The 337-nt window shown below is 69.7% G+C and carries 1 pseudogene; it reads right to left on the bottom strand.

The window, feature by feature from the left end:
* Positions 1–310, bottom strand: a pseudogene (locus OQ02_RS39580) (PhoH family protein); the annotation flags it as partial.
* Positions 311–337: the final 27 nt, after the last annotated feature.

Raw genomic sequence — 337 nt, forward strand, 5'->3', positions numbered from 1 at the left:
TGAGCATGGCGATCGAGCGTTCCACTGCGTCCTCCGTCATCGGCTGACCGGTGCGGAGCACCAGCATCATCTCGTCGAACAGGCGCTGGATCAGCGCGACTTCCGCCGCGTCGCCGACCGCGCTCACCTGGTTGCCCCGGACGTGGATGTCCGCCTGCGGGAACGACCGCTCGATCACTCGGAGCAGGGCGTCACCGGAGCCGAGCAGGGTGACCATCGGGTGCTTGGCGGGGACCGTGAACTGGGCGCGGGCCTGTCCGGGCGCCCCGTCCTGGGGCGATCCGTCGTGGGCTGTGGGTGTCTGCGTCATGGGCCGGCACTGTGGCCTGCACATACC

Origin of the sequence: Saccharothrix sp. NRRL B-16314 (genome assembly GCF_000716595.1) — a bacterium.
Lineage (GTDB): Bacteria > Actinomycetota > Actinomycetes > Mycobacteriales > Pseudonocardiaceae > Actinosynnema.